This window comes from Dermatophilus congolensis (assembly GCF_900187045.1).
GTDB lineage: Bacteria > Actinomycetota > Actinomycetes > Actinomycetales > Dermatophilaceae > Dermatophilus > Dermatophilus congolensis.
Window position 1 is genome coordinate 1441154 of sequence record NZ_LT906453.1, and the last position, 26310, is coordinate 1467463.

Here is a 26310-nt window from a genome sequence, read left to right on the forward strand (position 1 = left end):
GAGACACGTGGCTCTACCCCAGCTCACCCCCGAGCAGCGCGCCGCAGCACTCGAGAAGGCCGCAGAGGCCCGCCGGGAGCGCGCCGAAGTTAAGCACCGCCTGAAGAGCTCTCAGGGATCCCTGACCGAGGTCATTAAGGAGGGGCAGACCAACGAGATCATCGGCAAGATGAAGGTTTCCGCCCTGCTCGAGTCCATGCCTGGAGTCGGGCGTGTGCGCGCCAAGCAGATCATGGAAGAGATCGGCATTTCTGAAACCCGTCGCGTCCGTGGACTTGGCGCCAACCAGGTCACGGCCCTGCTGGACCGCTTCGGCGAGAGCTGAGGTGTCAGACAGGCGGCGTCTCGTCGTTTTGGCGGGGCCGACAGCAGTAGGTAAGGGCACTATCGCGGCCTATATCCGCGAGCATCACCCTGAGATTCTGCTTTCGGTCTCCGCCACCACCCGCCCTCCGCGTGAGGGCGAGGTGGACGGCGTTCACTACCACTTCCTCGATCAAGAGGATTTCGCCGCTCGAGTCGAGGATGGGGAGTTCCTCGAGTGGGCGGTGGTGCACGGTCGGGCAAGCTACGGAACCCTGCGGGGGCCGGTTGAGGAAGCTCTCGATGCTGGTCGACCGATGCTGTTGGAGATCGATTTGCAAGGTGCGCGCCAGGTGCGCGCCACGATGCCAGATGCGTTGTTTGTTTTTCTGGAGCCGCCGAGCTGGGATGAGCTTGTTGCTCGTCTTGTGGGGCGAGGCACTGAATCTCCAGCCGAACAGGAAGCCCGACTCGCTACAGCAAGGGTCGAGTTGGCAGCGCGCAGCGAGTTTGATGTGTCGATTGTCAACGACACGGTCGAGCGAGCGGCTGCAGAACTCGTATCATTGATCGATCCCTGATTCCGACGCGCCCTTCTCAGGCGTGCGTGATCTTCACGGTCAACTTTTGATGAGCGGCCACCGTGCGCTCGAGTTGGCCCCATCAGCGATGAAAGGACACTGCGTGGCAGGCACCGTTGCCGATCCAATCGGTATCACCAACCCGCCCATCGACGATCTGCTGGATGTGGCGGAGAGTAAGTACTCTCTGGTCATTTACGCATCCAAGCGTGCACGTCAGATCAATGCCTACTACAGCCAGCTCTCTGAGGGGCTGCTGGAGTACGTGGGTCCGCTGGTTGAAACCGAGGTCCGTGAAAAGCCGCTGTCGGTGGCTTTGCGTGAGATTAACGAAGGTCTGCTGACGTCGACTCCGGTCGAGGCCTGAGCGGTCGAACGAACCGTTCGTCGCGAGGAACGTGAAAACGTCTAAAGGTGCGCTTCTCTGATGAGAGGCGCGCCTTTTGGCGTCTGTGCTGTGAGTGCGCAGCGTTGCGTCGAGAACACATGCAGATGCAGGGCAAAGGGGAATTGGTGACTGGTATGGACAGCAATGTTGGTGCTGGCCGGCGCGTGGTGCTCGGGGTAGGTGGGGGAGTTGCTGCATATAAGGCAGCTTCGTTGCTTCGCCTATTCACTGAGTCTGGTTTTGATGTGACGGTAGTGCCGACAGATTCGGCACTACGGTTCGTGGGAGAGCCAACATGGTCGGCCCTGTCAGGAAACCCAGTGTCCTCGCAAGTGTGGGATTCGGTGGAGCAAGTGCGGCACGTGCTACTGGGGCAGCGCGCCGATCTGGTAGTGGTGGCCCCAGCTACGGCTGACCTCTTGGCCCGCGCCGCGCACGGCATGGCCGATGACCTGCTAACTAATGTTTTGCTCACTGCCTCGGGTCCCGTTGTAATGGCCCCAGCCATGCATACAGAGATGTGGGAGCATCCAGCAACAACTGCCAATGTGAACACGTTGCGCTCCCGAGGGGTGCATGTGCTTGATCCGGTTAGTGGTCGACTCACAGGTAAAGACACAGGTAGGGGACGTCTGCCGGACCCAGAAGACATCTATGCCGCAGCGCTGAAGGTCCTTGATGGGGCTGAGGGGGCAGCTGAGCAGAAACAGCAGCCGTTGCTTGCTGGACTGCATGTCCTGGTGACAGCTGGCGGCACCAGGGAAGCGATCGACCCGGTGCGTTTTATCGGTAACCGCAGCAGCGGAAAGCAGGGGTATGCCCTGGCGGAGGTCGCTGTGCGCCTAGGTGCACAGGTCACTGTGGTGGCAGCGAACGTGGCACTGCCTGACCCAGATGGGGCACGCGTCATTTCTGTCGAGTCGGCTGCGCAGATGCAAGAGGCTGTCTGGGGATGTGCTTTCGGGGTGGATGAAGCCTCCGGCTGCGACGTTGCGCATGGAGTCGATAACCCGATCGACGTCGTGGTAATGGCAGCAGCGGTCGCTGACTTCCGGCCACGTTCCATCTCTGAGACGAAAATTAAGAAAACCGACGAAACCGACCCCACCGTGCAAGCACACGATGTGCCCACCATCGAGCTCGTACGCAACCCCGACATCTTGGCTGGACTCGTCGCTGAAAGACGTTCTCGCCGAACCGGACCTCTCCTAGTGGGATTCGCTGCAGAGACAGGTGACAGCGAAGGCACAGTTGTGGAATACGCCCGCGCCAAACTCCGCCGTAAAGGCGTAGACCTTCTTGTGGCTAACGAAGTAGGACACAATCTCACGTTCGGGAAAGACAGTTCCACAGTGCATCTGCTCGCCCCGGACTCAACCGGTGTCGTTACTATCGGACCTGCTGATAAACACGAGATAGCTCACGCTGTCTGGGCTCGGGTCCGCGAGATCCTGAACCAGCCGTAAACTCGAAACAGCGACGTTCGACCGCCGCGAGGGCCAGGTCCCACAGCCGCTCCTATGCGGTACGGTACGGCCAGCCATCGCCGTTCGGCCGTCAACCGACGACAACTTCCAGGCGCAATCGACGCCGCCGGAGAGCCGGTGGCAGCAAGGAGAGCATTCGTGTCTCGACTGTTCACGTCCGAGTCCGTCACCGAGGGACACCCCGACAAGATCTGCGACCAGATCAGCGACTCCATCCTCGACGCCATGCTCGAGCAAGACCCCCGCGCTCGCGTGGCGGTTGAGACCATGGTCACGACCGGTCTCGTGCACGTCGCAGGAGAGGTAGCCACCAGCGGCTACGTCGACATCCCCAACTTGGTTCGCCGCACTGTTTTGGGTATCGGCTACGACTCCTCCGTCAAAGGTTTCGACGGTAAAAGCTGTGGCGTAGAGATCTCTATCGGCGAGCAGAGCGCCGACATCGCTCAGGGTGTCGACACCGCCTACGAGACCCGCACCAGCGGTGGCGAAGACCCCTTCGACCGTCAGGGCGCTGGCGACCAGGGCTTGATGTTCGGTTACGCCTGCGATGACACCCCCGAGCTCATGCCGCTGCCGATCTTCCTCGCGCACCGTCTGGCTGAGCGCCTCACCGACGTCCGCAAGTCCGGCAAGATGGAATACCTGCGCCCCGACGGCAAAACCCAGGTCACCATCGACTACGACGGCGACAAAGCCATCAGCCTGGACACCGTTGTTGTTTCCAGCCAGCACGCCGAAGACATCGACCTCGAGAAGCAGCTCCAGCCCGAGATCGAAGCAAACGTCATCCAGCCTGTCCTGGCTGAACTAGCTGACTCCGGCGTGAACCTGGACTGCTCGGACTACCGCACCCTGGTGAACCCCACCGGCAAGTTCGTTGTTGGTGGCCCCATGGGTGACGCTGGCCTGACCGGCCGCAAGATCATCGTCGACACTTACGGCGGCATGGCTCGCCACGGTGGTGGCGCCTTCTCCGGTAAAGACCCGTCGAAGGTTGACCGCTCCGCCGCATACGCCACCCGCTGGGTCGCCAAGAACGTCGTTGCCGCTGGCCTGGCCAAGCGCTGCGAGGTTCAGACCGCCTACGCCATCGGTAAAGCCCAGCCGGTCGGCCTTTACGTGGAATGCTTCGGTACCGAAACGGTCCCGGTTGAGAAGATCCAGGCTGCGATCACCGCCGTGTTCGACCTGCGCCCGGCCGCCATCGTTGAGCAGCTGGACCTCCTGCGCCCGATCTACCAGGCCACCGCCGCCTACGGTCACTTCGGCCGCACCACCGCTGACGGCGTGGACAACCCCTTCACCTGGGAAAAGACCAACCGCGTCGAAGAGCTTCAGCGCGTCATCCGCGGCTGACCTCTTCACCGCACAGCCCACCTAAAACCGGGCACCAAGCAACGCCGGGAGCCGGTGGCTAGCACGCAACGCGCCAGCCACCGGCTCCATGCACACCCTCCCAGGTTTTGACGGCGCACAGCCCAGCAGAGAGCAACACTGACAGTGCAGTGCGGTAAAAACGAGATAACACCTACACCCATGCCGACGTGACCGAAGGGGGTGTTTATGGCCAGCGAAGACGCAGCCCCAGACTTGCTTCACATAGGTCTGGACCTGGACACCGGGCCGGTCACAGTCACCAAAAAGACTCACGAGGGCGTTCCCCTCGCGCCTGAAAACCCAGTCGCTCGGGTCGTTGTCAGCCTTGGCCTACCGCAACTAGACCAAACCTTCGACTACCTCGTTCCCGCAACGATGGACCACAGCGCCCAACCAGGTGTACGAGTGTGCGTGCCCTTCTCCGGCCGAGAACTCAACGGATTCCTCACCGAACGCGCAGACACCAGCGACCATCACGGCAGCTTCTCTCTCATCCGACGTGTAGTGGGCACCGAACAGGTCCTCACTCCCGAAATCCTCACCCTCGCCCAAAAGATAGCCCTCACCCACGCAGGCACAGTCGACGACGTCCTGCGCCTAGCGATCCCGCCGCGCCATGCCACCGCAGAACGCGACCTACCCCTGACAAGAACAAACGACCCTTCCCCGCTACCACCACCTACTAGCCAACCATGGCAGCACTACCCAGCGGGAGAGCACTTACTGCGGCACCTACGCGAAGGCGATAACCCTGCAGCTGCCTGGGTCGCCTCACCCGGCCTACCACACGACGAAGACTGGCCATACGCGTTCGCGCACCTGGCCGCCGCCACACTCACATCCGGTCGCGGGGCCCTCATCGTCGCCCCAGACCACCGTGATGTCGCCAGCCTCGACACCGCCCTAACCGCCGTTCTCGGGCCGGACCAACACGTATGCCTCACCGCAAGTCAAGGCCCATCAGCCCGATACACAGCCTGGCTGAAAGTGCTCCGCGGCCACGTCCGCTGCGTAGTCGGCACCCGCGCAGCAGCTTTCGCCCCCGTAACTAACCTCGGACTCGTTGCATGGTGGTCCGACGGCGACCACTGCCTAGCCGAACCACATGCTCCCTACCCTCACGTGCGCGACATTCTCCGCACCCGCCGCGAACTCAACAACTGCGCCCTGTTCGTTGGCGGCTGGACCCGCACAACCCATACACAAGCCTGGATCGATGACGGCTGGATCCACCCCATCAGTGAAGACCCCGCCCAGCGTCGCCACCGAGCCGCCCCCATCACCATCGCCGGTGAACACGAACAAGAAGATCGCTACGGCCCCGGAGCCCACGCCCGCATCCCCTCACTGGCCTGGCGTGCCGCTAAAGCAGCACTGGCGCACGGCCCCGTCTTAGTTCACGTCCCGCGACGCGGATACGTCCCGTCCATCCGGTGCACCTCATGCGCTCTGCCCGCCCGCTGCCCCGACTGCCACGGGCCGCTGTCTTTTCCCACCGCTGAGGCGCCGCCCACCTGCCGCTGGTGCGCCACGACAGTGCCGCGATACCAATGCCCGGACTGTCACGGCTTTCGATTACGAGCCACCGTCATCGGCAGCGAACGCACCGCTGAAGAACTTGGCCTAGCATTCCCCGGCGTGCCTGTCCGATTCTCCGTCGGGGCAGACATAAAAGACTCAGTACCTCCCACTCCAGCCTTGGTTGTCGCAACACCAGGAGCCGAACCAACTGTTGAGGGCGGCTACGCAGCCACCATCATCCTCGATGCATGGTCCGCACTTGGACATGCCTGCCTCGACGTCGGTGAAGAAGCACTATCCCGATGGATGAGCGCCGCCGCCCTGACCCGGCCACGCAGCCGAGGAGGACGCATCGTGCTCGCAGGGGTTCCCGACAGCACCGCACTAACTCCAGTAGAAGCTTTCGTGCGCTGGGCACCGGAATGGTTTTCCAGCAGAGAACTAGCTGACCGCTGTGGCCTGGACCTGCCCCCGCTCATGTGGCCAGCAAAACTCACCGGCAACTACGGCGCCCTCGCCGATGCGTTAAACACCATGCAAACAAACCTCCACGACACCAACGCCCGCGTTTTTGGTCCCGCCCTGCTAGCCACGGGCGAGAGTAAAGACGAACACACCCCCGTCTCCGAACGACCCGCAGTTGCCCTAGTAACCTGCGACCTCGAGCATCGAGAGCACGTAGCCGCCCTCTTGGCTGCGATGCGCGCCACCCGAGCAGCCAGACAAGAACCACAAGTACGTGTTCGCGTCGGAGACGCTGACCTCGAAGCCCTCGCCTGAGCGGCGAAGCATCGAACGCAACCCCCGTAGACTGAGCGATCGACCTGAGCACCACCAACAACACACGACGCGACCCAACAGCGTGCCGCACCCCGTAGAAACACAGCAGGAAAGCAGGAATTTGATGCGACTTGTCTTCGCTGGCACGCCTGAAGTGGCAGTGCCTTCACTCCAGGCACTCTTGGAATCTGGTCACGAAATCCTCGCCGTTGTCACCCGCCCTGATGCCGCCGCAGGCAGGGGAAAAAAACTCCGCCCCAGTCCAGTGCGGGAAGTTGCCGAAGCTGCCGGCGTCGAAGTACTAACACCTGCCACCCCTTCAGAACCCGAGTTCGTTTCCCGCATGCGTGATCTCGCCCCAGATGCAGCCCCCGTGGTTGCTTTCGGAGGCCTCATCCCACCGGAAGTGCTCTCCATCCCCACGCATGGCTGGATAAATCTGCACTTCTCACTGCTGCCAGCATGGCGTGGAGCCGCCCCAGTGCAGCAAGCAATCATCGCAGGAGACACCGTCACCGGAGCCAGCACCTTCCTCCTCGAAGAAGGCCTGGACACAGGGCCAGTCATCGACACGCTGACTACCCAGATCGGAGAACACGAAACTTCCGGTGAACTGCTGGAGCGTCTTGCTCAGGAGGGAGCCACTCTACTGGTGTCCTGCCTCGATGCCATCGAGGCAGGAACAGCCACGCCCGTCCCGCAACCAGAGGAAGGCGTCAGTTACGCCGCCAAACTCTCACACGAAGATGCGCGACTGAACTGGTCAGCCAGCGCCATCGACCTAGACCGTCGAGCACGGGGCTGCACACCTAGCCCTGGGGCGTGGACCTTGTTCCGTGGTGTCCGTTTGAGGGTGGGACAGATGCAGGTCGCGGCCCCTGGCGCTGTCGAAATTCCCGAAGGAGCCGAACCGGGGCGGCTCGTGGTGAGCAAGAGATCAGTCCATGTGGTGACTGGTGATGGAGTTATTGAGCTGCAGCAGGTTCAGCCAGCTGGAAAGAAAATGATGGTGGCCAGTGACTGGGCGCGCGGCGTCCGTATCGAGGATGGGGAGTTGGTAGGACGATGAGCGATGCGCGTGGTCAGGGCAAGAACGCAGGCCGGGGCTTTGAAGGTCAAGGGCGAGTGAGGTACGGGGGGCGCGCCCGGGTCAGTGATGCCTCGCGGCGTTCTGCGCAACGCCCTTCGCAACGGTCTCGTCATGGCGATAAAGCACGTTCGGTGGCTTTCCAGGCGATGCGCGCCATCGAAGAAGGGGCGTACGCCAACCTGGACCTTCCGGCACGGCTACGTCGAGCAACGCTGCATCGGCAGGACTACGCATTCGTCACGGAGCTTGTCTACGGAACTACGCGGATGCGGGGATTTTATGACGCGGTGATCAGCGTGGCGGGGAATCGTCGCGTTGAAGACGTGGACGCGGATGTGTTGGCTGCGCTGCGTTTGGGAGTGCATCAGATTCTTGACATGCGTGTCCCGGTGCATGCGGCAGTCGATGAGACGGTTGCGCTGGTGCGTGGCGAGGTCGGTGTGGGAGCGAGCAAGTTCGCTAATGCGGTGCTGCGGCGAGTCAGTGAGCGCTCGCGGGAACAGTGGTGTGAGCGTGTTGTTGAGGGGGTGGATGATGAGGCTGAGCGGTTAGCGGTGTTGTATTCGCATCCGGCGTGGGTGGTGCGTGCGCTGCGGGCTGCGCTGGTTGCTCATGGAAGTGTCCCTGGCGCGGATGCTGGGGATGAGGCAGGTGGCCGGGAGGCTGTTCGGCAGGCGTTGGTGGAGCTGCTGGAGGCTGATAATGCTGGGGCGAAGGTGGCTTTGGTGGCGCGTCCTGGTTTGGCTGATGTGCAGGAGTTGGTGGAGGCCGGGGCCAAGCCGTTGTCGTTGTCTGCGTATTCGGTTGTTCTTGATGGTGGTGACCCTGGCCGTATCGCGGCGGTGCGTTCTGGGCGTGCGGCGGTGCAAGATCCTGGGTCGGTGTTGCTACCTCCGGCGTTGGTGGGGGTGCCGGTGGAGCCAGTTGCCGGTGGTGATGGTGAGCGCTGGTTGGATATGTGTGCTGGTCCTGGCGGTAAGGCGGGCTTGTTGGCTGCGTTATCGATTGGGTATCCGGGTGATGTGGCGGTGTTCGCTAATGAGGTGAGTGAGCATCGAGCTGAGTTGGTGGAGCAGGCGGTCTCGGCGGCGCAGGATGCTGGTGCTGAGGTGTTTGTTGGTGTTGGTGATGGGCGTTCTTTGGGCGCGGAGGAGCCTGGCGGGTTTGATCGGGTGTTGGTGGATGCCCCGTGTACGGGGTTGGGTGCGTTGCGGCGCCGTCCGGAGGCGCGGTGGCGGCGTGTTCCGCGGGATGTGGCGGAGTTGGCGCAGCTGCAGGGGCAGTTGTTAGATTCGGCGATTGCTGCCACGCGCGTGGGGGGTGTGGTGGCATATGTGACGTGTAGTCCGCATCCGGTGGAGACGGTGGATGTGGTGCAGGGTGCGTTGGAGCGGAATGCGCATGTGTCTGTGTTGGACGCTCAGCAGTGGGTGCGTGGCGCTGATGGTGAGCAAGTTCAGGGGTTGGGAGCGGCGCCGTATGTGCAGTTGTGGCCGCATGTGCATGGTACGGATGCAATGTTTTTGGCGTTGCTGCGGGTGGGGGATGCTGCTGGGTGAGGGTGTTGATGGTGCTGGTTGTGTGATCTGAGCGGTTGCGCGAGCGATGGAGCCCCGGGGGTGGGGGTTCTATCGTGGATTTGTGCAGATTTCACCGAGTATTTTGTCCGCGGATTTCGCCCATTTGGCTTCGGAGTTGCAAGCGATCGCCAATGCTGATTGGGCGCATGTGGATGTGATGGATAACCATTTCGTCCCGAATTTGACGTTGGGGTTGCCCATCGTGGAGTCGTTGTTGAAGGTGACTCCTGTTCCGTTGGATTGTCATTTGATGATTGAGAATCCGGATCGGTGGGCGCCGCAGTTCGCGGAGGCCGGTGCGCAGAGTGTGACGTTTCATGTGGAGGCTGCTGCGGATCCAGTGTCGTTGGCGCGGGCTATTCGTGCTGCGGGTGCGCGGGCGTCGATGGCGATTAAGCCGGGTACGGATTTTGGTCCGTATGAGGATTTGTTGCCGGAGCTGGACATGGTGCTGGTGATGACGGTTGAGCCTGGTTTTGGTGGCCAGAAGTTTATGGCTGACATGATGCCGAAGGTTGCGCAGGTGCGTGAGGCTGTGCGTCGTCATGGTGGCGATATTTGGGTGCAGGTTGATGGTGGTGTGTCTGCATCGACGATTGAGCAGTGTGCTGAGGCGGGCGCGGATGTTTTTGTTGCTGGTTCTGCCGTGTATGGGGCGGAGTCTGCGGCTTCGGCAGTGGATGAGCTGCGCGCGTTGGCTAACAAGCACAGGCATATCTGATGCCTGAGGTTGTGGGGGTTGAGGAGGCGTTGGCGCGGGCGAGTCGGTTGAGTTTGGCTGCTTCGGCTGGTGGTGAGCGTTTTGTGTTGGGTTTGGTGGGGCCGCCGGGGGTGGGTAAGTCCACGTTTGCGCGGGCGTTGATGGAGTCACTGGGTGGGCAGGTTTGTGCTGCTTTGTTTGCGATGGATGGTTTTCATTTAGCGCATGAGGTGCTCTCGGCTCGCGGTGATGTGGATTGTAAGGGGGCGCCGGAGACATTTGATGCTGAGGGGTATGTGAATTTGTTGCGGCGGTTGCGTGCTCGTGATGAGGAGGTGGTGTGGGCTCCGGTGTATGAGCGGTCGTTGCATAACGGGGTTGCTGGTGCGGTGGAATTGCCGGCGTCGGTGTCATTTTTGGTGACGGAGGGGAATTACCTGTTGTTGGATTCGGGGGCGTGGGTGAAGGTGCGTGGTTTGTTGGATGAGGTGTGGTTTGTGCAGGGGGATGAGTCGGTGCGGGTGCAGCGGTTGGCGCAGCGGCATCAGTTGCATGGTCGTTCTGCTGAGGCAGCGTTAGAGCGGGCGACTCGTGGTGTGGATGCACAGAATGCGGTGTTGGTGACGGCTACGCGGGATCGGGCGGATTTGGTGGTGGATGTGCGGGGGTGGGAGTGCACTGTTTGTTGAGTGGGTGGGGTGTGGCTGGGTGGGTGGTGGGATAGTGTGACTCGTACGTGCTCCGGGGTCGGTGTAATTCCGAGCCGGCGGTGAAAGCCCGCGAACCGAGTTTCTGCACTGTGTGCAGGGTCTTGGCCGATCTGGTGAAATTCCAGAGCCGACGGTGAAAGTCCGGATGGGAGGCAGTGCGTGCAGTGACGCTTGTGGCACCCGTGTGGTGTCGTTGTGGTGTTGCTGTTGGCGGTTGATGCCGTGCGTGGTCACGTTGGTTGTGGCTGCGTGTTCGGTGCTATGTCGACTCGTCATGAATCCCGGAGTGGTGTGTGCATTGCATGCTCATCCGGGAGGTTTAGATGGTTGCGGCTGTGGTTGGGGCGCGTGATCTGGTTCATTTGCGTGCCGCGTTGGATGCTGCCGTGTTGGGGCCGGCCGCTGATCCGAATCCTCGTGTGGGTTGCGTAATTACGGATTCGGCTGGGGTGCAGCTGGGGGTTGGGTATCACCGGGGTGCTGGTACGGCGCATGCTGAGGTGGATGCGTTGCTGCGGGTGCGGGAAAGTGGCGCTTCACCGGTGGGGGGTACGGCGTATGTGACTTTGGAGCCGTGCAATCACACTGGCCGGACGGGGCCGTGTGTGACGGCGTTGGTGGAGTCGGGTGTGTCTCGGGTGGTGTTGTTGCGTCACGATGTGGGCGCGTTGTCTGGCCGGGGTGCGCAGACGCTGCGTGCTGCTGGGGTGCAGGTGGATAGCGTGCCGCAGTGGTGCCGGGATGCTGGTCAGAGCGATGAGGCGCGGTGTGTGCGGGAGTTGGTAGCTCAGGCTGGTGACTTGGTGCGGGAGTGGGAGTTTGCGGTGCTGCGGGGGCGTCCGTGGGTGACGTGGAAGTTCGCGGCGACGTTGGATGGGCGTTCGGCAGCAGCTGATGGGTCGAGTAAGTGGATTACTGGTCCGCAGGCACGCGCGGATGTGCATGTGCGGCGCGGTGCTGCGGGGGCGATTGTGGTGGGTACGGGCACGGTGTTGGCTGATGATCCGGCGTTGATGGTGCGTGATGGCTCCGGTGGGTTGGTGGGGCGGCAGCCGTTGCGGGTGGTGGTGGGGTGTCGTGATGTTCCAGGTGATGCGCGCGTGTTTATGACTGACCCGTCGGTGCCGTCGTTGGTGCCGGCGGTGCATTTGCGGACGCGGGATCCGCAGGTGGTGTTGGCGCAGTTGCATGCGCGGCAGGTGCGGCATGTGTGGCTGGAGGGCGGGCCGACGTTGGCGGCTGCGTTTGTGCGGGCTGGGTTGGTGGATGAGGTGGTGGCGTATGTGGCGCCAGCATTGTTGGGCTCTGGTGTGGGTGCGGTGGGTGATCTCGGTGTTTCTTCGATGAGTCAGGTGCGTCGTTTCGAGTTGTGTGAGGTGGAGCGTGTGGGTGCAGATGTGCGCTGTGTGTTGCGTGTTCCGGCCGCGGCGCAGCAGGAGCAGATTAATGGGGTTTCAGTTTCGGAAGGGGCGGTTGCGTAGATGTTCACAGGAATTGTTGAAGAGGTCGGTCAGGTCGTTGCGGTGCAGTGGCTGACGGATTCGGCGGTGCTGCGGGTGCGTAGCGCGTTGGCGACCTCGGATGCGCGCCCGGGTGATTCGATCGCGGTTAGTGGTGTGTGTTTGACGGTGGTGGAGGTGGATGGGGACACGTTTTCGGTGGATGTGATGCGTGAGACGTTGCTGCGTTCTTCGTTGGATGGGGTGGAGCCGGGGATGCGGGTGAATGTGGAACGGGCGATGCCAGCCTCGGGGCGTTTTGGTGGGCATGTGGTGCAGGGGCATGTGGATGGGGTGGGGACTGTGCGTTCGCGTGTGCCGGGGCAGCGGTGGGAGGTGGTTGCTTTTGATCTGCCGCAGCAGTTGCGGCGGTATGTGGTGCATAAAGGGTCGATTGCGCTGGATGGGGTGTCGTTGACGGTGAGTGCATTGACGGAGACGGGGTGTGAGGTGTCGTTGATTCCTACAACTTTGGAGGCGACCACATTGGGTGAGGTGAAGGTTGGGGGAAGGGTGAATGTGGAGGTTGATGTGGTGGCCAAGTATGTCGAGCGGTTGTTGGGGCCGTGTGGCCAGGGCGTGGTGGGGGCGTGATGAGTATGTCGGCGCAGTCTTTGGTTAATGGTGCTGCGGGGGAGTCCGTGGAGGGTTTGTCTTCTATTGAGGATGCGCTGGAGGCGTTGCGGGCGGGGCGTCCGGTGTTGGTTTTGGATGACGCGGACCGGGAGAACGAGGGGGATGTTGTTCTGGCTGCGGCGACGGCGGATGCGGCGTGGGTGGCGTGGACTGTGCGGCATTCGTCGGGGTATTTGTGTGCGCCGATGACGCAGGAGCGGGCTGATGCGTTGGGTCTTCCTGCGATGGTGCAGCATAACCAGGATCCGCATGGCACTGCGTATGCGGTGACGGTGGATGCTGCTGTGGGGGTGAGTACGGGTATTTCGGCGGCGGATCGTGCGTTGACGGCGCGGTTGTTGGCTGACCCGAAGGCTGGTCCGCAGGATTTCACGCGGCCGGGGCATGTGGTTCCGTTGCGGGCCAGGCCGGGGGGCGTGTTGGTGCGGGGTGGGCACACGGAGGCGGCGGTGGATTTGTGTCGGTTGGCGGGGTTGCCTGAGGTGGGGGTGATTGGTGAGCTGGTGCATGATTCCGGGGAGATGATGCGGGCTGAGGCGGTGTTGGCTTTGGGTCGTGAGCATCGTCTTGCGGTGATCACGATTGAGGATTTGGTGGCGTATCGGCAGGTGCATGACCGGGTGCGGCCTGGTTCTAGGACGGTGTTGCCGACTGCTCATGGCACGTTCGACATGGTGGGGTACCTGGATGTGTTGACTGGCGCTGAGCATGTGGCGTTGATAGCGCCAGGGGCCGGTGGGGTGGGGGTTGATGCGCAGGGGGTGAGTACGGTGCGGGTGCATTCGGAGTGTTTGACCGGGGATGCGTTTGGGTCACGGCGCTGTGATTGCGGCCCGCAGTTGGAGGCGTCGATGGCGCGTATCGCCCGTGATGGGGGAGTGGTGGTGTATCTGCGTGGCCACGAGGGTAGGGGGGTTGGTTTGTTGTCGAAGTTGGAGGCGTATGCGCTGCAGGATGAGGGTGAAGACACTGTGGATGCGCAGACGCGGCTGGGGTTGCCGATTGATGCGCGTGAATATGGTGCCGCGGCGGCTGTCTTGGCCGATGTGGGGGTGGACAGGGTGCGCTTGTTGACGGGTAACCCTGCAAAGGTGTCGGCGCTGCGGCAGGCAGGTTTTGATGTGGTCGAGTCCGTGTCGGTGGCTACGCCTGTGACCAGTGAAAATGTTCGCTATTTGGAAACGAAGGCTCGCCGTATGGGCCATGACGTGATGGGTATACCGGAGGGCGCAACCTCCGGGGCCGGAAAGGATATGTGATGGCAGGTTTTGGGTCGCCAGATTTGGAGAATATGGATGGAGCAGGCTTGAAGGTTGCGATCGCCGCAGCCAGCTGGCATGACCAATTCATGGATGCTCTCATCGCCGGGGCGCAGCTGGCATGCGAAGAAGCCGGGGTGGCAGAACCAACCGTGATCCGTGTGCCCGGAAGTTTCGAACTGCCCGTCGTGGCAGCCAAGCTCGCCGAAAACCACGACGCAGTCGTGGCGCTGGGAGTGGTGATTCGAGGTGGCACGCCACACTTCGAATACGTCTCCCAAGCAGTCACCTCAGGCCTGACACGAGTGGCCCTAGACAGCGGAACCCCGATCGGATTCGGGGTTCTCACCTGCGATAACGAAGCCCAAGCCGCTGACCGTTCCGGCTTGAGTACCTCACACGAATCCAAAGGACACGAAGCTGCGCAGGCAGCAATCGCCACCGCCGTGGCATTACGTGACCTGTAAGCCTTCCCCGTCAACACATATGACGGTTCCCTTCTGAAGAAAGGCACGGCGAGACAGCTGTGAGCGACGTTTTACAGTCGATCTACGAGGCACAGATCGACGTGGCCGGTTATCCCCTGTACTGGCGAGAAATCATCGGCAACGGGTTCGGTTTAGCCTCGGCGATCGGCGGCATGCGCCGACGCGTATGGGCCTGGCCGGTCGGGATCATCGGCAACGTGATCCTGTTCACGGTGTTCGTGGGGGCCGCAGTCGGGTTCGCCGACGGCCGCCAACCCCTGCTCGGACAAGCATTCCGGCAAGTGTTCTTCGTCCTGACCAGCGTGTACGGCTGGTGGATGTGGCGCCGCCGCTCTGCAGGGAAAGCGAAAAACGCCCCAGCTATCGTGCCCCGCTGGGCCACCACCAAAGAACGCGCCACATACATCGCCGTGTGGATCACCCTCGTGGTGATCTGCCAGCAAATATTCGCGACGGTAGGAGCAGGATGGCCCGCGCCGCGCTGGTACTACTGGACAGACGCATGGATTTTCGTCGGCTCATTCATCGCCACCTACGCCATGGCCCGCGGATGGGTGGACTTCTGGCTGGCCTGGGTAGCCGTAGACGTAGTAGGAGTGCCGCTGCTATGGCACAGCCAGTACTACCCATCAGCAGTGTTGTATGCGGTTTACGGCGCCTTCGTTATCGCTGGTTTCGTGGTGTGGCTGAACGCAGCCCGCAACGAACAACCCACCGTCTCCGCGCGAACCGAACTGGAGACCACCAGCAACGGAAGATAACCTTCGCGGGTGGATCGACCCGAGAAGAACAGCAACTCTCCTGCCTTGACCGACGACGTAGCCGTGCGCCGCATGCTAGGCGACGCAACCGAACCTGAACCCGGCCGGCCCCCACGAGTACGGCCAGGCACAGCAGCCACAGCAGGCCCCGTCGCAACAATGTCAGAAGTCGGGATACCGCGAGTGAAAGAAACAATCGCTCACGGCAAAGGAGAACTGCTGTTCTTCGGCATCACCCCACCACGGCGCTCCACCGACCCAGAAAAACTGCCAGAAATCGCAGGCCGTACCCTGACCCGCCTGGACGGACTCGCGCTGGACTCACTGATCCTGTACGACCTCGCCGACGAAAGCAGCCGCACCGAACAAGAACGCCCATTCCCGTTCTCCGAAACACACGACCCAGCCTCCTACCAAGCCGAATACCTACAAGCCTGGGAAGGGCACAGCATCATCTACCGCTCAGTCGGCAAATACACCCCAGAACAGCTACGCAGCTTCCTGAACACCGCACCCGCAGAAGTATCCACCGTGTTCGTGGGGGCACCCTCAAAAGACACCCCCGTAAAAATGAGCCTACGGGAAGCCTACGAGGTCTACCGGAACGAAAACTCACCAACACCACTAGGCGCAGTTGCAATCCCTGAACGCCACGCTCGCCACGGAGATGAACAAGACCGCCTCGTCATGAAACAACGACAAGGCTGCTCCTTCTTCGTCACACAAGTCGTCTACGACCGACGCTCCGCCAAAGATATGGTCTCGGACTACGCCCGCGCCCTACGCGCCGAAAAAGACCTCCGCCCGGCCCCCATCATCTTCACCCTATCCGTCTGCGGATCCCTGAAATCACTAGAGTTCCTACGCTGGCTCGGCGTAGACGTACCCCGCTGGCTAAGCAACGAACTCGAAGACACCGACGACCCACTGGGCCTATCTGCCGCACACGCCGCCGGAGCCGCACAAGAACTAGCCCAATACTGCCGCCACCTAGGCATCCCCTTCGGATTCAACGTCGAATCAGTCTCCAGCCGAAAAGTAGAAATCGAAGCCTCCGTGCAACTCGCCCACGAAGTCTCCCAACTGCTCCGCCGCTAAAAACCACCAACCCCTCATACGTGTTAACCCCTGCGTGCCCCCGGCTCAATGCCATACTCACGCAGGGTTAACACGTATCTACTGCGACAACACCGCAGTATCAAACTGTGCGCACTTCAAGGCCTAATGGGCGGCGTCCCTGCAGTTCAGATGCGTCTAACCTCCCAAAAATTTAATTAGCTCCATCAAACCTCCTGGGTATTCTTCATACAGGAGCCACGCAAAGGAGCGGGGATGGAGCCGCCACGACCAGCGCATGCATGGAGCACAGCCGTGCAAGCAATATGGGGAAAACTAACCCCGGCCAAGACTCATGGCTGCCACTGTGGCGCCACCTAGAAGACGCCACGCACGTCGCGGAACTCCTCTGGGATAACTGGCTCCCCACCGCTATAAAAAACACCATCGCCGCAGCTCTCCCCGGCGGAAGCGCAGACGGAAAAATTCTCCTGAGCTGGCTCGCAGGCATACACGACATCGGAAAAGCCACCCCAGCCTTCGCTATCAAAGCCGCCGATATGACCGGCCGGCTACACGCCGCTGGCCTTGATCTCAACGTCCCGCTCTCAGAAACACGCACAGCTCCCCACGGCGCTCTCGGATATCTCATCCTCCGGAACTGGCTAGAAGAAAAATTCGCAGCAACACCACGTGCCTCCGCCGCGCTCGCGGTCCCTGTAGGGGCCCACCATGGCACGCTCCCCAACTCCGGTGAACTAGAAGCACTCCGGCAGCGCCCCGACTACTTAGGCGGCCCCGCATGGGAACAAGCCCGAAAAGAAATCCTCAACCACATCACAGCACTCACCGGCGCAGACAAACGCCTCAACGACTGGCTATCCCGCCCCCTGCCGGCCACAGTGCAAGCACTGGCAGCATCGACTGTAGTCGTGGCCGACTGGCTTGCCAGCGATGAAGGCCGCTTCGGCTACGGTGACCGCTCTAACTGTGAAATCAACTGGGAACTGCTCGCGCTACCCACGCCATGGAAACCAATAAAACCTCCCCCTAATCCACGGGATCTCCTGACGCAGCGTTTCCCCGCCCTAGCTGAGTACGAGCCCACTCCAACCCAAACCGCAGCCATCCACGCCGCCTGGGCCGCCAAACGCCCTCCACTGATCATCCTTGAAGCAGAAATGGGAAGCGGTAAAACCGAAGCTGGTCTAGCAGCTGCGGAAATCCTCGCATATCGATTCGGCATGCAAGGCGTCTTCATGGCCCTGCCCACAATGGCGACATCTGACGCCATGTTCGGCCGGGTGCGCGCCTGGATCGACTCACTGCCCGGCAACGGTGCCCTGAGCATGTTCCTCGCACACGCCAAAGCTGGCCTCAATGACGAATATCAAGGGCTAGCCGACGACAGGTGGATCACCGAAGTACACGACGACGATGACCCCCCCCAACCATGCGCTCGCTGCAGTCAACGCCTGGACCAGGGGACGCCGAAAAGGCGTACTCGCACCTTTCGTAGTCGGAACTATCGATCAGATACTTTTCGGTGCCCTGCGAAGCAAACACTTAGCACTAAGACACCTCGCACTTGCCGGGAAAGTAGTAGTAATCGACGAGGTCCATGCTGCTGACACCTACATGCGTGAGTACCTGGCCGCAATCCTCGTATGGCTAGGCGCATACGGAACTCCCGTGGTGCTGATGTCAGCAACCCTGCCCCAGGCGCAACGCACACAATTAGTGAACGCATATGCCAAAGGTGCAGCCCGAAGCTCATCCGCACACCCCACCCCTTCAGCTACTCCAGATTCGATTACACCAAAGGGATACCCGCGCACACTGCTACTTGATGCCTCTTTCCGGGAAATAGAGACACAACAAAAATCGCACCGGCCCCGCACCATCACAGTTGAAGAATTCCCCGATGACATTCCATCCCTAGCGTCTCGACTCGCCAGCGACCTCGCTGAGGGGGGATGCGTCGCAGTGGTCCGCAACACGGTGAGTCGAGCGCAAACAACATGGCAAGCCTTACGCCGCGCATTGCCGCACACAGAAGTCCTGCTAGTACATAGTCGTTTCCTCTCCATAGATCGGGCTGCACGGGAAAACGACCTGCGCGGGCGACTTGGCCGTGGAAGTTCCTGCCTAGCTGGGACACGTCCTCACAGGCTTGTTCTAGTAGGAACCCAAGTACTTGAGCAATCACTCGACATAGACGTTGACCTCATGGTCACCGACCTAGCGCCGATCGACTTACTGCTCCAACGGCTAGGCCGCCTACACAGGCACACCCGTGGCGTCGAAGAAAAAGACCGACCGCCGCTCCTGCGTGCTCCCCGGGTTCTTTTGACCGGCGCCGACTGACAACACAGCCCCGTTAAAGCGGACGCAGGATCAGAACGGGTATACGGAAGCATCCAACTACTTCGAGCTGCCGCTACCCTCCAGCAGCACGGCAACAAAATCCATCTTCCCCAAGACATACCAACGCTGGTGGACCGGGCCTACGCGCCCGATCTCACCGCCCCTCAAGGATGGGAAAAAGCATGGGAAGTAGCAGAGCAACGTGAACTGGAGCGTGTCGAAAAAGCCAAAAGCAAGGCAACTGCTTTTCTGCTTGGTCCACCAACCAGCCATGAGGGTCTCCTAGCGCGCTCCGGGTTCTTCGTTAAAGGAGACCCTGATGGCGGCAATGGCGGCAATGGCGGCCGTAGCCAGGTTCGAGACAGCGAAGACAGTCTCGAAGTGATCGTTGTGCAACGCATCAACGGAACCATCCGTCCCATGCCGGGATCTGGCCTTCCTGAAGACACCGCCCTCCCGCTGGACTTCCCACCTGAACCGCGCATAGCGCGCGCCCTCGCCGGATGCACTGTCCGGTTACCGGCGTGGAGTACCGCCTCTGACATCGACAACATCATCGCCGCCCTGGAAGACATGTCATTTCCCGGATGGCAACAGGACTGCCCCTGGCTTCAAGGGCAGTTGGTGCTAGTCCTCGACGAGCAGGGGCACGCACGTGTCGCAAACCTCGATGTCGCCTACGAGCTGGAAACAGGTCTAACCGTCACCACGTCCAGGGAGAACACATGACCATTGCGCCCACGACATCATCCACAGAACCAAAGAAAAAACACACCTCCTTCAACCTCCTTACAGAGCCGTGGCTCCTGGCCAGAAGCCAATCGGGTGAAGTCGAACAGATCGGGCTACTGGAGGCGTTCGAACGTGCCCATCAGATCACTGGCCTGGGTGGAGAAATACCTACTCAGGAGGCAGCCTGCCTGCGTTTAATGCTGGCCATTCTCTACCGGGCCATAGACGTGCCCGAAGGCGAAGAAATGACAACCTGGGAACAGCTATGGGAACAACGTCGCCTGCCTGTTGAACAGGTCTGTCCCTACCTCATGAAGCATGCCGACCGATTCGACCTACTGCACCCGCGCACACCGTTCTTCCAAGTAGCTGGGCTACATACAGCATCCGGTAAAACCTCAGGCCTGGGAAAAATCATCGCTGAACTTCCAGACGGAGCGCCCTTCTTTACAACCCGGGCAGGCCAGTCCTCTGAGCAGCTTTCCTTCGCTGAAGCAGCCCGATGGCTTGTGCATGTTCAGGCCTACGACTACTCCGGAATTAAATCCGGCGCAGTCGGAGATGACCGCGTTAAAGGAGGTAAGGGATACCCCATCGGGGTAGGATTCACTGGTTGGCTCGGCCTGATCATCCTTGAGGGCAAAACTCTCGCTGAAACACTGCTCCTTAACCTTTCGCTGCGATTCTGGCGCGCCGATGACCTTCCCCCTTGGGAGCGAGAACCGGTCGGCGCCGAGATAGATCTGACTCACCCACAACCTCGAGGACCCGTTAGCGCTGCTACCTGGCAGGGGCGCCGAGTCCGACTTATCCATGACGGATTCAATGTGGTCGATGTCCTTCTAGCTAACGGTGACCCATTGGGACCGCAGAACCGTCAAACCGTAGAACCGATGACGTCGTGGAGATTCAGCGAACCACAGACAAAGAAAGCCAACGGGGTAACGACGTATATGCCATTGGCGCATCAACCTTCGCGGGCTCTATGGCGCGGTTTAGGGAGCATGCTGGGGGAGCGGGTAAGCCAAGCTGCTACCAAAGCAAATGCTGCAGCTTTCCTGCGCGCTGGCAATCTGGAGTGGCTCTCTGACCTCGTCGATGACGGCATCGTTAAACGGGACTTTCCCATGCGGTTTCGAGCTGTCGGCATGGAATACGGTGCGCAAAGCGCATCAGTGACTGCAGTGATTGATGACCGACTGGAACTCGCGCCTGCCGTCATCGCAGACCCCCTCGTCAGGCGCCAAGCAATCGACGCTGTCGACGCCGCTGAGGAAGCAGTCCGCGCTCTGGGGCGGTTAGCGACAAATCTTGCAGATGCCAGCGGGCGACACCTCCTGCCAGGCATGGAAGACGGAGCCCGAGCGCGAGCTGGAGAAACAACCTACGCCCTCCTTGATCTCCCATACCGAACATGGGTGGGGACATTAACAGCCGAGAACCTCGACGAACGTCGACAGGCATGGCAACAAACGGTCTGGCACATCGCCAATCGAGTAGCAAGCGAACTCGCGCAAGCAGCAGGAACCCCAGCCTTGGTGGGCCGAACAGTCAACAGCCGCTACCTCAACACATCGATCGCTGAGAACTTTTTCCGCGCCGCCCTCAAAAAAGCCCTCCCATACGCCTTCCCGCAGGAAAAACAGACCGACGAACCAAAAATTGAGTCACCGTCGGATGGCAAGGAGCAGCAATGATCGAGCCTCACTCATCAACACTCCAAAAAGAATCCGCTACAGCTGCACGGGACAAACCCTCTGAGCTAAGAAACGCCACGGGCAAGGTCATTGCACGTTTGCAAGCCGAATACGTGCGGCCTGGATCTCAACCATCAGCGTGGGCAGCAGCATCCATAGCAACCCTGCGCAAAAGCAGCCCCGGAAAAATCGAAAATGACCGAGGCGCATGGCCTCTCATCTACGCGGCCATTCCAGAACAGCTACTTGGCCACACAGATGCGATAACGCGTGAAGAAAGAGCTATGCACGCAACCTTGGTTTTGTATGCCGTGCACCAAAGCTCTCAACCAACAGGTATGCACTGCGCCGGTGTCCCTTTAGGGCGCGCACTCAAACAACTCCCCGGCGCTGACGACGAACGAAGCCCCATCCTCAAACGATTCACCTCGCTGGTCGCGGCTCCCAGCTTCGAAGCCGCGATGTATCACCTTCGCGGGCTCATCACATTGCTTCGTCGAGAACACATCGCCCTGGACTACGTCGCACTCTGCAGCGACCTAAGCAAGCTGCAAAACCCTTCCAGCTCGGCCACGATTCGCCGCCGCTGGGGACGAGATTTCTTCAGCAACCGATCTGCCCAGTAACACATCTTGACCTTCCCCACCTGACAGGAGAACAGCATGTCCGCTACCTACATCGATATTCACGTCCTTCAGTCCGTTCCGCCGAGCAACATCAACCGCGATGACACCGGAACTCCCAAGAACGCTTTCTACGGAGGTGTGCAACGAGCACGAGTCAGCAGCCAAGCATGGAAAAAAGCCACGCGTCAGGACTTCAGCCAGCACCTCGAAGCTAGTCACTTGGCTCTACGCACAAAACGCGCCGTGCAACAAATCACCGAACGGCTGGTAGCCACACACGCACTAGAACATGAAGACGCCACCAACCGTGCTGTTGAGGCCATCACTCTGCTGGGGTTCAAATTAGAAAAAGGACGAACTAAAAAAGACGACACCGCAGAAGCCAACCTCACCGAGTACCTCACCTTTTTCAGCAACGCACAGTTGGACCGTTTCGCTGAAATCGCTGCCGCAGCCGCCCCCGGGGAAAAACTCGACAAGAAAGCCCTCACCGAGGCCGCACGGGCACAACACGGCATCGAAGTTGCCCTTTTCGGAAGAATGGTCGCTGATGACAAGCAACTGAATGTCGACGCTGCCTGCCAGGTGGCGCATGCCATCTCCACCCACGCCGCCACAGTGGAACATGACTACTACACCGCAGTAGATGACAAAGCACCAGCTGACAACGCTGGCGCAGGCATGTTAGGCACAGTTGAATTCACATCTGCGACTTTCTACCGATACGCAACAATCGCAATCGATCAACTCATCACAAACCTCGGATCAGAGGAAGCAGCGCTAACAGCAACGAAAGCATTCATCGATGCTTTCGTGCGCAGCATGCCAACAGGAAAACAGAACACCTTTGCCAACCACACCCCGGTCGATGCTGTCCTGGTGCAGGTGAGGAAGGCGCCAACGAACTTCATCGGCGCTTTTGAAGAAGCAGTTACCTCCGCCAGCGGCTACGTTGAGCCCTCTGCCCAAGCCTTGGCTGACTACGCACACGAAGTGGAAACCCAATACGCAGGAAAGCCTTTAGCTTCTTTCGTTGTCCGAGTGTCCCCTAAAGCAAAATCCCTTGACGATCTCGGAACGCGTTCCACACTGGATGAGCTTGGCTCCGCTGTCACTGCACACATGTCACACCGCACCGAGAGCGGCGACGCCTGATGGCGGTATTACTGCTCCGCCTCGCTGGGCCTTTGCAATCGTGGGGCGACTCCAGTCGATTCACGCAGCGGCTCACTCGAAGTGAGCCGACAAAAAGCGGGGTTGTTGGGTTGCTCGCTGCTGCACAAGGAAGACGGCGCAGCGACCCCATCGAAGATCTTGCACATCTGCTGTTCGGCGTGCGAGTGGACCAACCTGGGCGCATTGTTCGTGATTTTCACACAGCCATTCGCTGGCAGGAGCCAAAACGAACGTCAATGCCGCTGTCTTACCGCTACTACCTGGCCGATGCTGTGTTCGTAGCTGGGGTCAGCGGAGACCAGAACCTTCTTGAGGGACTCAACGACGCGCTGAAAAATCCATCATTCCCGCTTTATCTCGGACGGCGCTCTTGTCCCCTGTCAGGGCAGGTCAGCCTCGGTGTGCATGACGCCGAGCTGGAAGAGGCGCTCAGGCAGGTGCCTTGGCAAGCTTCCGCATGGCATCGCCGGAGACAAGGCAAAGAGATCGACCTTCCCCTGTACCTAGATGTGGGGGCAACAACAGTGACGGGCGACACAGTCACTGAAGTTGTCCGTGACGTCCCTGAATCATTCAGCCCGATCCGCCGTGAGTACGGATGGCGCGAAGTGGTGCGGGTTCAGCCACAGCGGGTTCACAACCCCGCCGGCCACGACCGTGACATGGACTTCATGGCTGTACTTGGAGGTGCCTGATGTTTTTAACCCGATTCGGGATTAACACATCACGTCGCGGAGCGCGACATCTTCTCAGCGCCCAGCAACGAATGCATGCAGCTGTGCTCGCAGGATTTCCCTCAGAAACCCCAGGGCGAGTCCTATGGCGCGTTGACTCTAGCCCTACAAAAACTGACTTGTTCATAGTGAGTCCGAAACGCCCGGACCTTACTCATCTAGTTGAGCAGGCAGGATGGCCGACTACTGCAACCTGGGATACGGCGGATTACACGCCATTCCTTGAACGCTTAGAGGAAGGACAAAAATGGGCCTTCCGCCTCACAGCCAACCCCGTACGCAACATAAACGCAGGCCCAAACGAGAGAGGAAAAGTAAAGGCCCACGTCACTCCGGCACAGCAGCAAGAATGGCTGATGCGCCGTGCAGGCAAGTGTGGTTTCTCAATCGCTCAGACAGAGACCAGGGACCCAAACCTAGTAGTCAAGAATCGCAATGCAGCCAGGTTTGAGCGCCGCCACGCCCAGCAGGGACGAAACGTCACGATCGCTATGGCAACATACGACGGCTTACTCCATGTCACTGACCCCGATGCTCTACGGGCAGCTCTCACTGAGGGAATCGGCCGCGCGAAAGCGTACGGGTGTGGCTTGATGACCCTGGCCAAGGCCTAGCGAGGGCCGCATGAAACCCATACCGGGCATGCCGCCACCTGACCTTACCCAACTACAACGAGCCGAAGACCGACTCAGCTTCATCTATGTAGAACGCTGCACCGTTCACCGCGACGGCAATGCCGTAACAGTGACTGATGAGCGGGGAATCGTGCACATCCCATCAGCTACGTTAGGTGCTCTGCTGCTTGGCCCAGGTACACGCGTAACTCATCAGGCAATGATGCTTTTAGCGGAGAGCGGCTCTACAGCTGTCTGGGTTGGTGAGCGAGGAGTCCGGTACTACGCGCACGGGCGCTCCTTGGCCAAGTCATCACGGCTACTGGAGGCACAAGCAGCGCTGGTCACTAATCAGTCTTCTCGCTTGGCTGTGGCAAGGCGCATGTATGCCATGCGTTTTCCAGACGAAGACGTAACCGGTTTAACGATGCAGCAGCTCCGTGGCAGAGAAGCAGCCCGCGTGCGACGTGTCTATCGAGGTGCCTCGAAAGCTACAGGGGTTCCATGGGCTCGACGTGACTATTCCCGGGAAGATTTTTTCAGCTCCGACCCCATCAATCAGGCTCTATCGGCAGCGACAACATGCCTATACGGGATAACGCACGCCGTCATCGTGGCCTTGGGATGCTCACCTGGGCTGGGGTTCGTCCATACGGGGCACGTTCGTTCCTTCGTGTTCGACATCGCTGATTTATATAAAGCAGAGATCGCGATCCCTGTCGCATTTGCAGTAGTGGCTGAAAAACCAGAAGACATCGCAGGAGAGACCCGACGTGCTGTCCGCGACGCTGTCTACGACGGAAAAATTCTCAACAGATGTGCACGGGACATTCGCGCTCTTCTCCTTCCAGATGATCCCGTCGACACCGAAGAAGACTGGGATGTCACCCTCCTCTGGGACGGCGGAAACCGACGGGTAGCTGGAGGTATGTCCTATGGCATAGATGATGAGGTGGAGGTGCCGTGGTAGTTCTCGTCCTTACTGCCTGCCCAGCAGGACTACGCGGCTATTTAACGCGCTGGCTCCTCGAGATCAGCCCGGGAGTTTTTGTTGGAAACGTAAATTCACGAATCAGGGAGCCCATGTGGCTGGAAGTCATCGAGCACGCCAAAGACGGAAGAGCACTCCTGGTTTATTCAGTGAAAGGAGAACAACACATTGAGTTCAAAGTTCACCGACATGACTGGGAGCCGACCGACTATGACGGCATCCAGCTGATGAGACGTCCCACCGAACCAACTCAACGCGCTGGAGGTCTCCGGCATGGATGGAGCAAGGCCAGCCGATACCGGCGATCTCAGACACGAAAACCGAAGCTGGAATCCTAAACGCAGAAAAGAATATGCTGGTCACGAAGTGTGCTCCCCGCGCCTGCGGGGATGAGCCGGGCCTGGATCAGCTCACCGCGAAGGTTAAAAGGTGCTCCCCGCGCCTGCGGGGATGAGCCGCTTCGTGACCACATCACACGCGGAACCTGGAAGTGCTCCCCGCGCCTGCGGGGATGAGCCGGCTTTCGTGTCTGGAGGACGGGCGGGGCGGATGTGCTCCCCGCGCCTGCGGGGATGAGCCCGCCAACGTAGCCCGAGAAATACCCTCCGAGCCGTGCTCCCCGCGCCTGCGGGGGTGAGCCTGGGCCTGACCTTGCCGGTGTTCGTTTTGAGCTGTGCTCCCCGCGCCTGCGGGGATGAGCCTGGGCCTGACCTTGCCGGTGTTCGTTTTGAGCTGTGCTCCCCGCGCCTGCGGGGATGAGCCCGTGAAGCGGTGTTTGCTCTGGTTGTACTTCGCGTGCTCCCCGCGCCTGCGGGGATGAGCCCGACACCGGCCCGCTATAACCCCACGGACCCACCGTGCTCCCCGCGCCTGCGGGGATGAGCCGGTGAGATGGCAGGTCAACGCGCTAGCGAGCCTGTGCTCCCCGCGCCTGCGGGGATGCGTGGGCCAGGGGGATTCATACTCGGGGATGATGCCTGGTGCCGTCGAGGTGCCTTAGCGTCGTGGCTGATAGGCCCAACATAGTTTTTCCGGTTTTACCGCAAAGGAATCGAGGCTGCTTTCCCCTGGGGAACATGCGGGGTACCTGGTCGTGATTTTGGGTCGAAGGCTCTGGGAAAGGTATCGATGCTAAAACGAAGCCGCTGGCCCCT

At 60.4% G+C, this 26310-nt stretch carries 25 protein-coding genes, 1 pseudogene, 1 CRISPR repeat array and 1 riboswitch; all 26 genes and pseudogenes read left to right on the forward strand.

From position 1 onward, the window contains the following. Window positions 1-7: 7 nt before the first annotated feature. The 26 genes and pseudogenes from mihF to cas2e all read left to right on the forward strand — a co-directional run bounded on the left by mihF (window position 8) and on the right by cas2e (window position 25494). Window positions 8-325: an integration host factor, actinobacterial type gene (gene mihF / locus CKV89_RS06135; RefSeq protein ID WP_028327960.1), complete on the forward strand. Its 318-nt coding sequence runs from the start codon at window positions 8-10 to the stop codon at window positions 323-325. A 1-nt stretch (window position 326) separates the two neighbouring features. Beyond that, window positions 327-884, forward strand: coding sequence for a guanylate kinase (gmk, locus tag CKV89_RS06140; protein ID WP_028327959.1), 558 nt, complete (start codon window positions 327-329; stop codon window positions 882-884). Between the two features lie 103 nt (window positions 885-987). Next, window positions 988-1251, forward strand: a complete 264-nt coding sequence (gene rpoZ, locus CKV89_RS06145; RefSeq protein ID WP_028327958.1) for a DNA-directed RNA polymerase subunit omega — start codon at window positions 988-990, stop codon at window positions 1249-1251. Between the two features lie 155 nt (window positions 1252-1406). Then, entirely contained in the window at window positions 1407-2738 is a 1332-nt protein-coding gene (gene coaBC / locus CKV89_RS06150; protein ID WP_028327957.1) for a bifunctional phosphopantothenoylcysteine decarboxylase/phosphopantothenate--cysteine ligase CoaBC, read from the forward strand. Window positions 2739-2897: 159 nt separating this feature from the next. Beyond that, window positions 2898-4118 carry a methionine adenosyltransferase gene (gene metK / locus CKV89_RS06155; protein WP_028327956.1) on the forward strand — a complete coding sequence of 407 codons (1221 nt, stop codon included), beginning with the start codon at window positions 2898-2900 and terminating at the stop codon, window positions 4116-4118. A 207-nt stretch (window positions 4119-4325) separates the two neighbouring features. Beyond that, window positions 4326-6440, forward strand: a complete 2115-nt coding sequence (locus tag CKV89_RS06160; RefSeq protein ID WP_161626199.1) for a primosomal protein N' — start codon at window positions 4326-4328, stop codon at window positions 6438-6440. A gap of 124 nt (window positions 6441-6564) precedes the next feature. Then, window positions 6565-7509 carry a methionyl-tRNA formyltransferase gene (fmt, locus tag CKV89_RS06165; RefSeq protein WP_028327955.1) on the forward strand — a complete coding sequence of 315 codons (945 nt, stop codon included), beginning with the start codon at window positions 6565-6567 and terminating at the stop codon, window positions 7507-7509. Continuing rightward, window positions 7506-9089 (forward strand): RsmB/NOP family class I SAM-dependent RNA methyltransferase, encoded by a 1584-nt coding sequence (locus CKV89_RS06170; protein WP_051277762.1) that lies wholly within the window; start codon window positions 7506-7508, stop codon window positions 9087-9089. The genes fmt and CKV89_RS06170 overlap by 4 nt, the downstream gene beginning before the upstream one ends. An 82-nt stretch (window positions 9090-9171) precedes the next feature. Next, entirely contained in the window at window positions 9172-9831 is a 660-nt protein-coding gene (gene rpe, locus CKV89_RS06175; RefSeq protein WP_028327952.1) for a ribulose-phosphate 3-epimerase, read from the forward strand. Then, complete coding sequence (locus tag CKV89_RS06180) at window positions 9831-10499, forward strand: nucleoside/nucleotide kinase family protein (protein WP_084441432.1); 669 nt, start codon at window positions 9831-9833, stop codon at window positions 10497-10499. Before rpe ends, CKV89_RS06180 begins: the two co-directional genes overlap by 1 nt. Window positions 10500-10542: 43 nt before the next feature. Next, a riboswitch (FMN riboswitch) is annotated at window positions 10543-10683 on the forward strand. 160 nt (window positions 10684-10843) lie between these two features. Further along, window positions 10844-12001 carry a bifunctional diaminohydroxyphosphoribosylaminopyrimidine deaminase/5-amino-6-(5-phosphoribosylamino)uracil reductase RibD gene (gene ribD, locus CKV89_RS06185; protein ID WP_084441430.1) on the forward strand — a complete coding sequence of 386 codons (1158 nt, stop codon included), beginning with the start codon at window positions 10844-10846 and terminating at the stop codon, window positions 11999-12001. Then, window positions 12002-12613, forward strand: a complete 612-nt coding sequence (locus tag CKV89_RS06190; RefSeq protein WP_084441429.1) for a riboflavin synthase — start codon at window positions 12002-12004, stop codon at window positions 12611-12613. It begins immediately after the preceding gene. Beyond that, window positions 12613-13914: a 3,4-dihydroxy-2-butanone-4-phosphate synthase gene (ribB, locus tag CKV89_RS06195; protein ID WP_407919588.1), complete on the forward strand. Its 1302-nt coding sequence runs from the start codon at window positions 12613-12615 to the stop codon at window positions 13912-13914. The genes CKV89_RS06190 and ribB overlap by 1 nt, the downstream gene beginning before the upstream one ends. After that, complete coding sequence (gene ribH, locus CKV89_RS06200) at window positions 13914-14381, forward strand: 6,7-dimethyl-8-ribityllumazine synthase (protein ID WP_028327950.1); 468 nt, start codon at window positions 13914-13916, stop codon at window positions 14379-14381. The genes ribB and ribH overlap by 1 nt, the downstream gene beginning before the upstream one ends. A 59-nt stretch (window positions 14382-14440) precedes the next feature. Then, on the forward strand, window positions 14441-15163 hold the full coding sequence (pnuC, locus tag CKV89_RS06205; protein ID WP_051277761.1) for a nicotinamide riboside transporter PnuC: 723 nt from the start codon (window positions 14441-14443) through the stop codon (window positions 15161-15163). A 9-nt stretch (window positions 15164-15172) separates the two neighbouring features. Then, complete coding sequence (locus CKV89_RS06210; protein ID WP_231935343.1) at window positions 15173-16261, forward strand: methylenetetrahydrofolate reductase; 1089 nt, start codon at window positions 15173-15175, stop codon at window positions 16259-16261. 284 nt (window positions 16262-16545) lie between these two features. Continuing rightward, window positions 16546-17127: pseudogene (locus tag CKV89_RS12260) on the forward strand (CRISPR-associated endonuclease Cas3''); the annotation flags it as partial. Between the two features lie 529 nt (window positions 17128-17656). Then, window positions 17657-18586: a CRISPR-associated helicase Cas3' gene (cas3, locus tag CKV89_RS06220; RefSeq protein ID WP_084441427.1), complete on the forward strand. Its 930-nt coding sequence runs from the start codon at window positions 17657-17659 to the stop codon at window positions 18584-18586. A 129-nt stretch (window positions 18587-18715) separates the two neighbouring features. After that, window positions 18716-19315, forward strand: coding sequence for a M23 family metallopeptidase (locus tag CKV89_RS11820; RefSeq protein ID WP_051277758.1), 600 nt, complete (start codon window positions 18716-18718; stop codon window positions 19313-19315). After that, window positions 19312-21015: a type I-E CRISPR-associated protein Cse1/CasA gene (casA, locus tag CKV89_RS06230; protein WP_051277757.1), complete on the forward strand. Its 1704-nt coding sequence runs from the start codon at window positions 19312-19314 to the stop codon at window positions 21013-21015. Before CKV89_RS11820 ends, casA begins: the two co-directional genes overlap by 4 nt. After that, window positions 21012-21641, forward strand: coding sequence for a type I-E CRISPR-associated protein Cse2/CasB (gene casB / locus CKV89_RS06235; RefSeq protein ID WP_051277756.1), 630 nt, complete (start codon window positions 21012-21014; stop codon window positions 21639-21641). The genes casA and casB overlap by 4 nt, the downstream gene beginning before the upstream one ends. 36 nt (window positions 21642-21677) lie before the next feature. Then, a complete protein-coding gene (gene cas7e / locus CKV89_RS06240) occupies window positions 21678-22796 on the forward strand; it encodes a type I-E CRISPR-associated protein Cas7/Cse4/CasC (protein WP_028327948.1) in 1119 nt (372 codons plus the stop codon). Next, window positions 22796-23512 (forward strand): type I-E CRISPR-associated protein Cas5/CasD, encoded by a 717-nt coding sequence (gene cas5e / locus CKV89_RS06245; protein ID WP_028327947.1) that lies wholly within the window; start codon window positions 22796-22798, stop codon window positions 23510-23512. The genes cas7e and cas5e overlap by 1 nt, the downstream gene beginning before the upstream one ends. Further along, entirely contained in the window at window positions 23512-24165 is a 654-nt protein-coding gene (gene cas6e, locus CKV89_RS06250) for a type I-E CRISPR-associated protein Cas6/Cse3/CasE (RefSeq protein ID WP_028327946.1), read from the forward strand. The genes cas5e and cas6e overlap by 1 nt, the downstream gene beginning before the upstream one ends. 28 nt (window positions 24166-24193) lie before the next feature. Beyond that, window positions 24194-25135, forward strand: a complete 942-nt coding sequence (gene cas1e / locus CKV89_RS06255; protein WP_231935344.1) for a type I-E CRISPR-associated endonuclease Cas1e — start codon at window positions 24194-24196, stop codon at window positions 25133-25135. Further along, the gene (gene cas2e / locus CKV89_RS06260; RefSeq protein ID WP_034401655.1) at window positions 25129-25494 is read left to right on the forward strand and encodes a type I-E CRISPR-associated endoribonuclease Cas2e; all 366 of its coding nucleotides are present in this window, start codon (window positions 25129-25131) and stop codon (window positions 25492-25494) included. Before cas1e ends, cas2e begins: the two co-directional genes overlap by 7 nt. A gap of 30 nt (window positions 25495-25524) precedes the next feature. Continuing rightward, a CRISPR array of direct repeats spans window positions 25525-26103; the repeat unit is 29 nt; unit sequence GTGCTCCCCGCGCCTGCGGGGATGAGCCG. Window positions 26104-26310 lie beyond the last annotated feature (207 nt).

Coding starts and splice junctions, on each gene's coding strand:
- CKV89_RS06190 (WP_084441429.1), top strand. CDS start 12,002: ATGTTCACAGGAATTGTTGAAGAGGTCGGTCAGGTCGTTGCGGTGCAG.
- CKV89_RS06160 (WP_161626199.1), top strand. CDS start 4,326: ATGGCCAGCGAAGACGCAGCCCCAGACTTGCTTCACATAGGTCTGGAC.
- ribB (WP_407919588.1), top strand. CDS start 12,613: ATGAGTATGTCGGCGCAGTCTTTGGTTAATGGTGCTGCGGGGGAGTCC.
- cas6e (WP_028327946.1), top strand. CDS start 23,512: ATGTTTTTAACCCGATTCGGGATTAACACATCACGTCGCGGAGCGCGA.
- ribH (WP_028327950.1), top strand. CDS start 13,914: ATGGCAGGTTTTGGGTCGCCAGATTTGGAGAATATGGATGGAGCAGGC.
- ribD (WP_084441430.1), top strand. CDS start 10,844: ATGGTTGCGGCTGTGGTTGGGGCGCGTGATCTGGTTCATTTGCGTGCC.
- cas5e (WP_028327947.1), top strand. CDS start 22,796: ATGGCGGTATTACTGCTCCGCCTCGCTGGGCCTTTGCAATCGTGGGGC.
- casB (WP_051277756.1), top strand. CDS start 21,012: ATGATCGAGCCTCACTCATCAACACTCCAAAAAGAATCCGCTACAGCT.
- cas1e (WP_231935344.1), top strand. CDS start 24,194: ATGCCGCCACCTGACCTTACCCAACTACAACGAGCCGAAGACCGACTC.
- fmt (WP_028327955.1), top strand. CDS start 6,565: ATGCGACTTGTCTTCGCTGGCACGCCTGAAGTGGCAGTGCCTTCACTC.
- coaBC (WP_028327957.1), top strand. CDS start 1,407: ATGGACAGCAATGTTGGTGCTGGCCGGCGCGTGGTGCTCGGGGTAGGT.
- casA (WP_051277757.1), top strand. CDS start 19,312: ATGACCATTGCGCCCACGACATCATCCACAGAACCAAAGAAAAAACAC.
- CKV89_RS06170 (WP_051277762.1), top strand. CDS start 7,506: ATGAGCGATGCGCGTGGTCAGGGCAAGAACGCAGGCCGGGGCTTTGAA.
- cas7e (WP_028327948.1), top strand. CDS start 21,678: ATGTCCGCTACCTACATCGATATTCACGTCCTTCAGTCCGTTCCGCCG.
- CKV89_RS06180 (WP_084441432.1), top strand. CDS start 9,831: ATGCCTGAGGTTGTGGGGGTTGAGGAGGCGTTGGCGCGGGCGAGTCGG.
- cas3 (WP_084441427.1), top strand. CDS start 17,657: ATGACCCCCCCCAACCATGCGCTCGCTGCAGTCAACGCCTGGACCAGG.